Consider the following 8396-nt stretch of genomic DNA (forward strand, 5'->3'; position numbering starts at 1 on the left):
GTCCTGCAGCGCTGCCGCCGCGACCGGCAGCGGATCGGCGAACTGCCGGCCCGCGGCCTCACCCGCCGCGGCGTCGACGTCCTCCCCGTCGAGCACCTCGGCGAGCGAGCGCGCCTCGGCCGCGGCGTCGGATGTGGCGCGCGTCTCCAGGATCGTGACGGTACGACCCGCAGCAGCGAAGGCAGCCGCCAGACCACTGCGCTCCGCCTGCCCGATGGCATCGTCCGAAGCGGTCAGAACGAGCACGGACGAGAGGTCGCTGCCGCCCAGCACCCCGAGATTGGCGACGGTCTCGTCGAAGGCGACGGACTCGTCCTCGTCGTCCGAACGCCTCCAGCGGCGACGGCGGGGGATGCGCCCGACGACACGGATGCCGACGAGCCGCCGCACGTCGGAGATGGTGATGACGTTGCGGTTGGTCACCGTGCGATACACGGCGACGATCCCGCCGACCGCCAGCCCGACGATCAGTCCGAGCCCGACGATCGCGAGCGTCTGCGGAGACACCGGCGCGAGCGGTTCGACCGCCGGCAGCACCACGGTGAGGTTCACCTGGTAGCGCTCATCGGCGTCGGAGTTCTCCGTCGACTGGATGAGTTTCGACAGGTGCGCTGCGGCCGCATTCGCGACCGCCGCGCTGAGCTGCGCAGTGGGAGCCTCGGCGCGCACGACGAGCAGCACGGTGTCGGTCGTGTTGTCCGCCGACACCATCTTTCGCAGGTCGCGATCGCTGTACTCGTCGGCGGAGAGGTGCAGATCGCTGCGGATGCCGGCGATGACCTCCGGACTGTCGACGAGCTCCGGATACGAACGGATCCGCGCGAGGCTGAACTGGTTGCGCTCGAACAGCGACGCTTCCTTCGAGTCCACCTGCAGCATCAACGTCGACGTCGATGCGTACGTCTCCGGCAACAGCTTCGCGATGCCGTAGGCGCCACCCGCGCCCAGCAGCGCGAAGATCAGGACCAGCAACCAACCTTCGCGGAGTATCCGCGCGTACGGGACGTCCTCCATGCTCCCCACCCCCCAAGATGAGCCCGAGCGCCGGACGTACCCCTGTTCCCCCGCCCGACGCCTTCGTGCTGCGCCGAACCTACCACCAGTCGGCGCTGCCTGCCGAGCCTTCTCAGCCGGTTGAGAGGATCACGGTGCCGACGGCGTGTTCGCGGCGATCCAGCGCAGGGCGACTCCGCCGAGCGCGGATGCCGCGGCGAGGGCGAACGGAATGAGGGCCGGACTGCCGCCGACGAGGACGATCACGACCGTCAGCACCAGACCGAGAAGAGTGTCGCTGAGGCGAACCATAAAGACCACCCGCTGACGTCCGGCGACGGCGCTGAGCGCGCCGTAGGGCGTGACCACCGCGACCGAAAGCCCGAACACGAGCCACGCCACGAGCATCGTCGGATCGAACGCGACACCGAACGCCAGCGGACCCAGCCACGGTCCGAGTCCGAGCGCCACCGCGCTCATCAGAACGGTCGCGCCGACGAGCACGACCACGACGCGGTCCGCCTCTCGCAGCGAGTCGAACCGGCCCTCGCGCCGATGGTCGGCGAAGCGGACGAAGAGGAACGACGACAGGCCGCCGACGACCAGGAGGAGAGGGGAGGTGTAGGTGCGTGCCGCCTCGAGCATGCCGACGGCGGCCGCGCCGGTGGCCGCAAGCACGACCACACGCACGCCAGTCAGCATCGCCGGCCGCAGGGTCTGCTGCAGCCCTCGCCAGGCCCCGTAACCCCAGACGGTGCGCAGGTTTGCACCCCGCCAGCCGACCAGGACGCGTTCCGATCGGGGAACCAGACGCCACCCGACGATCGCGCCGATGGTCTGCCCGGCGGCGATGGCACCGAGGAAAGCACCGAGCGAGAGTGCCTGCACGGCCGCCGCCCCGGCGAGCACCGCGAGGCTGACGACGAAGCCGGTCAGATCGGCGGCGATCACTCGCGGGAAAGCGTAGCCCGCCATGAGGAGGCGGCGGACGATCTCCTCGACCACGAAGGCGATCATCGCGAGCGCGAACAGTCCCGCTTCGGCAGGGCTGGCGAAGCCGCTGGCTGCGGCCGCGGCGGCGGCGAGCGCCGCACTGGTCGCCGCCGCGATCGCGAGCCAGACCTCGAGTCCGGCGCGGATCCGTCGGTCCGCGCGATCCAGCACGATGAGCGCGTCTCCGACGAGCCCCGTGACGACGCCGGACGCCAACACGATCACGCCGTAGAGGATCGCGAAGCGTCCGTAGTCGGCGATGCCGAGCAGGCGTGCGACGAGGATCTGCAGCGCCAAGCTCACCGCCGCCTGAGCCGCTTGCGCGGCGATCGCCCCCAACGCCTTCCGCTTCACGCGCGCCCCTTCCCCCGGCCCCATCTTGCCCGACGGTGCGCCGGGGCGGCAGCCTTCCTGCGGTTGGCGCTGCCGTCGCGGTGCGCGCCACTGTCGCCTCGTGCGCACCTGCGGTAATGTGCAGACGTGGGCCGGGGGGCCCGCATCGAGCCGGGGGGCTCGAACCGGACCGGCGCTCGTCGTCGGGCTCGGATCATGTCGAGAGCTGGGGGAGCTCGCTATGGCTGTGTCGATCGGCTATGCCGCAGGTGCGTTCGATCTGTTTCACATCGGACACTTGAACATCCTTCGCCATGCGAAGGAACAATGTGACCTCCTGATCGCGGGTGTGGTCAGTGATGAGATGCTGCGTGAGGTCAAGGGCGTGGAACCGTTCGTTCCGACGGTCGAGCGCGCGCAGATCGTGCGCGACATCCGCTACGTCGACCATGTCCACATCGAGACGGTGCCCGACAAGCTCGAGGTGTGGCGCGAGGTCGGCTTCACTCATTTCTTCAAAGGTGATGACTGGCGCGGCACGGAGAAGGGTCTGCGCCTGGAGCGCGAGTTCGCGGCCGTCGGCGTGCAGGTCGTCTACTTTCCCTACACCGCGCACACGTCGAGCTCGCAGCTGCGACGCGCGCTGGACGCGGCCATCGTGGCGAAGGACGAACGTCGCGGCATCCGCTCGGACGTCGGGTGAGCACCCCCCGAGCGGAGGGAATCTGCGACGAAAGTCGAAGAGAAACCCCGCCGACCTGGTCATTTCTGCTGCGTGACACCCCGTCCCCCTAGAATGAGCGCGGCGCGGGGGCGCGCCGTCCACCTTGGGGGTTGTTTTCATGGGTTTCGTGCATCGCCACCGCGGCCTCATCCGCGCGCTCACCATCGGCGTGGTCCTGACGGCGACGGCGAGCTTCGCCGGCTGCGCCACGGAGAACACGGATGCCGCGACGTCGCCGACGCCGGCCACGCACACGCCCTCACCTTCCCCGACCCCCACGCCGCTCACCCCGGCTCAAGCGCTCCTGGCGGCGCATGCCGATGTCCCGGGAGCGTGCGCGGTCAGCTTCAGCATCGGCGGCACGACGCTCGAGCCGCAGCTGCAGGTGCAGGACCGCCTGTACGACCACCTGCCGATCCCGCGGGCCGCCGGCCGCGTGTTCGCAGGCTGGTACGCCGACGCGGCGACGGCGGCCGCGGCATCCGCCGATCCCGCTGCACATGCCGGCAGTCCCGCGACGCGGATCAACGGCTCGAGGCCGGTCGCCTGCACCGCCCACCAGCAGACGCTCTACGGCGCGTGGACGACGACGGATGCCGTGGCCGCCGCCAAGGCGCGCGTGCCGATCCTCATGTACCACCAGTTCACCGCGAAGCCCGAGGGCGAGTCCGGCTGGCTGCGCGGCAACTACGCGTACATCGAGGACTACCGCGCCCAGATGCAGTACATCAAGGATCAGTCCTTCTATCTGCCCACCTGGGACGAGCTGAGCGCGTTCATCGACGGCGCGCTCTACCTGCCCGACCATGCGGTGATCATCACCGATGACGACGCCGATCCGAGCTGGCTCACGATGGCCTCGCCGATCAACGAGCAGCTCCAGCTCATGGCGACCTCCTTCGTGATCACGGGCTCGGGGGTGCCGGCACAGAACCGCTTCATCCTGCAGCGGTCCCACACGCACGACATGCATCACGCGGGAGCCAACGGCAAGGGCCAGATGGTGAACCTGACCGCTCCCGAGATCGCCGCAGACATGACCGCCTCGGCGGCCGCGCTGGGCGGCGTCAAGGAAGTGATGGCGTACCCGTACGGGCACAACAACGAGACCTCGCACGAGGGCCTGCGCCAGGCGGGCTTCGAGATGGCCCGCACGATCGAACAGGGCTACGTCTCGGTGGGCAGCGACAAGCTCACCCTCCCCTGCGTGCGCATCAACTACGGCATGGGCGTCGCCGCTCTCAAGAAGCAGATCGGCTGACGCCGGCGCGAGAGCCGCAGAGACCAGAAAGAACTGACAGAGCACGCACAGGAGTTGCCCAACTCCGCCTCGGTAGGCTGAGACGGTTCTGTCCCTGACCGATCGCGAGCGCATCCCCATGGATCTTTCCGTCATCGTTCCCACCTTCAACGAAGGCGGGAACGTCGCAGAGCTGGTCCGCCGCATCGGTGCGGCTCTCCACGACGTCGACTTCGAGGTCGTCTTCGTCGACGACTCCACCGACGACACGCCCGCGACCATCCAGGCCGTCGCCGCAGCGACGGAGTTCCCGGTGCGACTGATCCATCGCGATGAGCCGGAGGGCGGATTGAGCGGTGCGGTCCTCGAGGGCTTCCGCAACGCCCAGGCCCGCTGGTGCCTGGTCATGGACGGCGACCTGCAGCATCCGCCTGAGGACATCCCGCGCATGCTCGACCGCGCCGCCCTCGGCGACGTCGACATCGTCGTCGCCTCGCGCTACGTCGCGGGCGGCACGGCCGGCGGCCTCGCCGGAGCGACGCGCACCGCGGTCTCGCGCACCTCGACGCTGCTCACGAAGGCGATGTTCCCGCGGAAGCTCCACGGCTGCACCGACCCGATGACCGGCTTCTTCCTGGTCGACCGCGACACCGTCGACCTCGACGACCTGCGGCCCCGCGGCTTCAAGATCCTGCTCGAGATCCTCGCGCGCCGCCAGATGCGCATCGGTGAGATCCCGTTCGCGTTCGCGACGCGCTTCGCCGGCGAATCCAAGGCCACCTTCAGTCAGGGCATGCGCTTCCTCACGCAGCTGGCCATGCTCCGCTTCGGCCGCATGTCGGCGTTCGCGCTCGTCGGCGGCGTCGGTGCGATCGCGAACCTCGTCATCATGTGGGGTCTCGTCCACCTGGGGATGAACTACGTCTCCGCGGCGATCATCGCCAGCGAAGTGACGATCATCGGCAACTTCCTGCTGCTGGAGTACCTCGTCTTCGCCGACATGCGCTCCGAGTCCGGAGCGATGTGGATGCGATTCCTCAAGTCGTTCGCGTTCAACAACGTCGAAGCGGTCGTGCGCATCCCGATCATCCCCCTGCTCGTGCAGGGCGCCCACATCCCGAGCGTGCTGGCCGCGGCCATCACCCTTGCGGCGGCGTTCGTCGTGCGCTTCGTCTATCACGCGCTCTGGGTCTACGCGCCCAAGCGCAAGGCGACCGCGCGTATCGTCACCCCGGCCGTGGCCCGCGCCGGCGAGCGTACCCTGGAATCATGACGTCCGAGAAGACTCCGATCACGATGTTCGGCGCCGACTGGTGCCGCGACTGCATCCGCACGAAGAAGCAGCTCGACGAGCTGGGTGTCGAATACACGTACGTCGACCTGGTGGCCGACCCCGCCGCCGCGGACGTCGCCCGCGAGATCTCCGGCCGCACGAACATCCCCGTCGTCGTGTACCCGGACGCGTCTCACCACGTCGAGCCGTCGAACGCCGACGTCGAGTCGAAGCTGCGCGAGCTCTCCCTGATCTGACGCTCGACGGCGACAGGGCGCGGCATCGCGTCGCACGTTTCCGGGAACCGCGTCTCATCCGGTCGTAAGCTGGAGGCCCGCGCGCGAGCGCGACCACCGCTTCGAAGGAGAACGCCGTGACCGCAGAAGCTCCGAGCACAGCGAAACGATCCCCCGCCGCGCCCGCCCTGGCCGAGGACGTGCGCGACCAGCTGGATGCCGCGATCACGGCCCTTCGCGCCGGGCAGCGCGCCTGGAGCGCTCTCACTCTCGCGCAACGTCGCACGCTGCTGCAGCGCGTCCGCGTCGCGACGTCCGCGGTCGCGGCCGAATGGGCCGACGCGGCATCCGTGTCGAAGGGCCTGCCGCCCGGGCACCCGCTTCGGGGCGAAGAGTGGCTGTCGGGGCCGTACGCAGCCATCGTCGCCCTCGACGCCTACGCCGACACCCTCCGCGCCCTCTCCATCGGACGCTCGCCGGTGGACGGTGTCCGCCTCAGCGCGGCGCCCGGCGACCGCACCGTGGTGCACACCTCGCCGCTGTCGGCCACCGACGCCCTGCTGCTGTCGGGCTATGCCACCGAGGTCTGGCTGCAGCCGGGAGTGGATGCCGCGACGGCGCGACGAGAGGCGGGGCTCGCACAGCTCGATCCGGCGAGCGCGGGCGGCGTCGGGCTCGTGCTGGGCGCCGGCAACATCACCTCCATCCCCTACCTCGACGTGCTGTACGAGCTGCTGGCGTCGAACCGGGTCGCTCTGCTGAAGGTCAATCCGACGCAGGACGCGCTGGTGTCCGTCTGCGAGCGCGCGCTGGCACCGCTCATCGAGCCCGGGTTCCTGCGGATCGTCCGCGGCGGCGGCGATGTGGGCGCCTACCTCACCCAGCATCCGGAGATCGACCACGTCCACATCACCGGATCGGAGGCGACGTTCCGCTCCATCGTGTGGGGTCCCTCGCACACCCCCGCCGCGGCGGGTGCCGCCACACGCCGCCGCCGTGAAGGCAGGCCGCTGCTGAAGAAGCCGATCACGGCGGAACTGGGCGGGGTCTCGCCGATCATCGTCGTGCCGGGCCGGTGGTCGGACGCCGACCTGCGCTTCCAGGCCGAGCACGTCGTCACCATGCGCCTGCACAACAGCGGCCACAACTGCATCGCCGGCCAGGTCGTGCTGCTCTCGGACGACTGGGCGCAGCGCGACGCGTTCCTCGACGCGTTGCGCACGGCGTACGACCGCGCGCCGTCCCGCCCCGTCTGGTATCCGCAGAGTCAGGGCAAGCTCGACGCTGCCCGCACGTCGTACCCGGATGCCGCGTGGTGCGGCGGCGGCACACGCGCCCTCATCGAGACGACCCCGTCCGACGCGCAGGCCCTCGAGACGACGGAGTACTTCTCGCCGGTTCTCGGGGTGGTGGCCCTGCGCGGGACGGGCCAGGAGTTCCTCGACAACGCCGTCGCCCATGCCAACGAACGACTCGTGGGCACTCTCGGTGCCAACGTGCTGATCGATTCCGAGACGCAGCGGGCTCTGGGCGACGGGTTCGAGAGGGCTCTCGCCGACCTCCGCTACGGAACGGTCGCGGTCAATGCGTGGACGGCCTTCGGCTTCCTCACCCCGACCGCCACCTGGGGCGCCTTCCCCGGCGGCACCCTCGACGACGCCCCGAGCGGCATGGGCGTCGTGCACAACGCCCTGCTGCTCGACCACGTCGAACGCACGGTCGTGCGGGGGCCGTTCCGGCCTTTCCCGCGCTCGGCGTCGTCGGCCGTCCGAGGCTACGGGCTTTCGGTGCTGCCGAAGCCCCCGTGGTTCGTCACCTCGCGCACGGGCGCTGCCGTCTGCGAGGGATTCACCCGCTTCCGCATCGACGGCAATCCGGCCAAGATGGCGCTCACCCTCGTCAAGGCCTTCGGCGCATGAGCCCGCGACGGCCGGCGACGGGCGGCGCCCTCGACGCCGACTATGTGATCGTCGGAGCGGGTTCGGCGGGCGCCGCGCTCGCGGCCCGACTCACGGAAGACCCCGCCGTCAGCGTGCTGCTGCTCGAAGCCGGCCCCACCGATGCCGCCCTCGAGCTGCACGTGCCGGCGGCATTCTCGACGCTGTTCCGCGGTCGCTACGACTGGAACTACGACACGGTCCCCCAGCGGGAGCTCGAGGGGCGCACGATCTACTGGCCGCGCGGCAAGACCCTGGGCGGATCGTCATCGCTGAACGCCATGATGTGGATCCGCGGGTTCGCGGCCGACTACGACGCGTGGGCGGAGGGCTCCGGCGACCCGTGGTCGTGGGACGCCCTCGCCCCGTACTTCGTGCGGGCGGAGGCCACCCAGGACGCCGCCGATGCCACCCAGGGCACCCGGGGCCCGCAGTCCGTCGAACACCAGCGCGACCCCCGTCCGCACACGGCCGCCTTCCTCCAGGCGGCGCGCGAGCTGCGGCATCCCGTGACGCCGCCGAACCTCCCGACGAGGCAGGGCTTCTCGCAGACGATGGTCACGCAGCATCGCGGAGCCCGGGCTTCGACCGCCGACGCCTACCTGCGTCCGGCGCGCAGGCGCCGGAACCTCCGCGTGCTCACCGACGCGCTGGTGCGGCGGGGCAC

The 8396-nt window shown here is 70.2% G+C and carries 8 protein-coding genes; 6 read left to right on the plus strand and 2 right to left on the minus strand.

The features are described 5' to 3' along the window. Both BGN98_RS06730 and BGN98_RS06735 read right to left on the minus strand, forming a co-directional pair. Positions 1–1014: YveK family protein (locus BGN98_RS06730; RefSeq protein WP_288120378.1), on the minus strand; the 1014-nt coding region annotated here is incomplete at its 3' end. A gap of 129 nt (positions 1015–1143) precedes the next feature. After that, positions 1144–2340, minus strand: a complete 1197-nt coding sequence (locus BGN98_RS06735) for a polysaccharide biosynthesis protein (protein WP_204946445.1) — start codon at positions 2338–2340, stop codon at positions 1144–1146. A 220-nt stretch (positions 2341–2560) separates the two neighbouring features. Between BGN98_RS06735 and BGN98_RS06740 the strand changes: the two genes are divergently transcribed. The 6 genes from BGN98_RS06740 to BGN98_RS06765 form a co-directional block, all read left to right on the plus strand. After that, a complete protein-coding gene (locus BGN98_RS06740) occupies positions 2561–3022 on the plus strand; it encodes an FAD synthase family protein (RefSeq protein WP_204946444.1) in 462 nt (153 codons plus the stop codon). A gap of 139 nt (positions 3023–3161) precedes the next feature. Further along, the gene (locus BGN98_RS06745; protein WP_288120381.1) at positions 3162–4304 is read left to right on the plus strand and encodes a polysaccharide deacetylase family protein; all 1143 of its coding nucleotides are present in this window, start codon (positions 3162–3164) and stop codon (positions 4302–4304) included. Positions 4305–4422: 118 nt separating this feature from the next. Further along, entirely contained in the window at positions 4423–5556 is a 1134-nt protein-coding gene (locus BGN98_RS06750) for a glycosyltransferase (protein WP_288120383.1), read from the plus strand. Beyond that, positions 5553–5813, plus strand: coding sequence for a glutaredoxin family protein (locus BGN98_RS06755; RefSeq protein ID WP_036319047.1), 261 nt, complete (start codon positions 5553–5555; stop codon positions 5811–5813). The genes BGN98_RS06750 and BGN98_RS06755 overlap by 4 nt, the downstream gene beginning before the upstream one ends. Before the next feature lie 116 nt (positions 5814–5929). Continuing rightward, positions 5930–7711, plus strand: coding sequence for an aldehyde dehydrogenase family protein (locus BGN98_RS06760; RefSeq protein WP_288120385.1), 1782 nt, complete (start codon positions 5930–5932; stop codon positions 7709–7711). Then, positions 7708–8396 (plus strand): GMC family oxidoreductase (locus tag BGN98_RS06765; RefSeq protein WP_288120395.1); only part of this gene is annotated, 689 nt, incomplete at its 3' end. The genes BGN98_RS06760 and BGN98_RS06765, both read left to right, overlap by 4 nt.

Source organism: Microbacterium sp. 69-7 (genome assembly GCF_001897985.1).
GTDB lineage: Bacteria > Actinomycetota > Actinomycetes > Actinomycetales > Microbacteriaceae > Microbacterium > Microbacterium laevaniformans.

Bases quoted from the DNA above. Each gene is read 5' to 3' on its own strand.
- BGN98_RS06745 (WP_288120381.1), top strand. From the start codon at position 3,162: ATGGGTTTCGTGCATCGCCACCGCGGCCTCATCCGCGCGCTCACCATC.
- BGN98_RS06755 (WP_036319047.1), top strand. From the start codon at position 5,553: ATGACGTCCGAGAAGACTCCGATCACGATGTTCGGCGCCGACTGGTGC.
- BGN98_RS06750 (WP_288120383.1), top strand. From the start codon at position 4,423: ATGGATCTTTCCGTCATCGTTCCCACCTTCAACGAAGGCGGGAACGTC.
- BGN98_RS06740 (WP_204946444.1), top strand. From the start codon at position 2,561: ATGGCTGTGTCGATCGGCTATGCCGCAGGTGCGTTCGATCTGTTTCAC.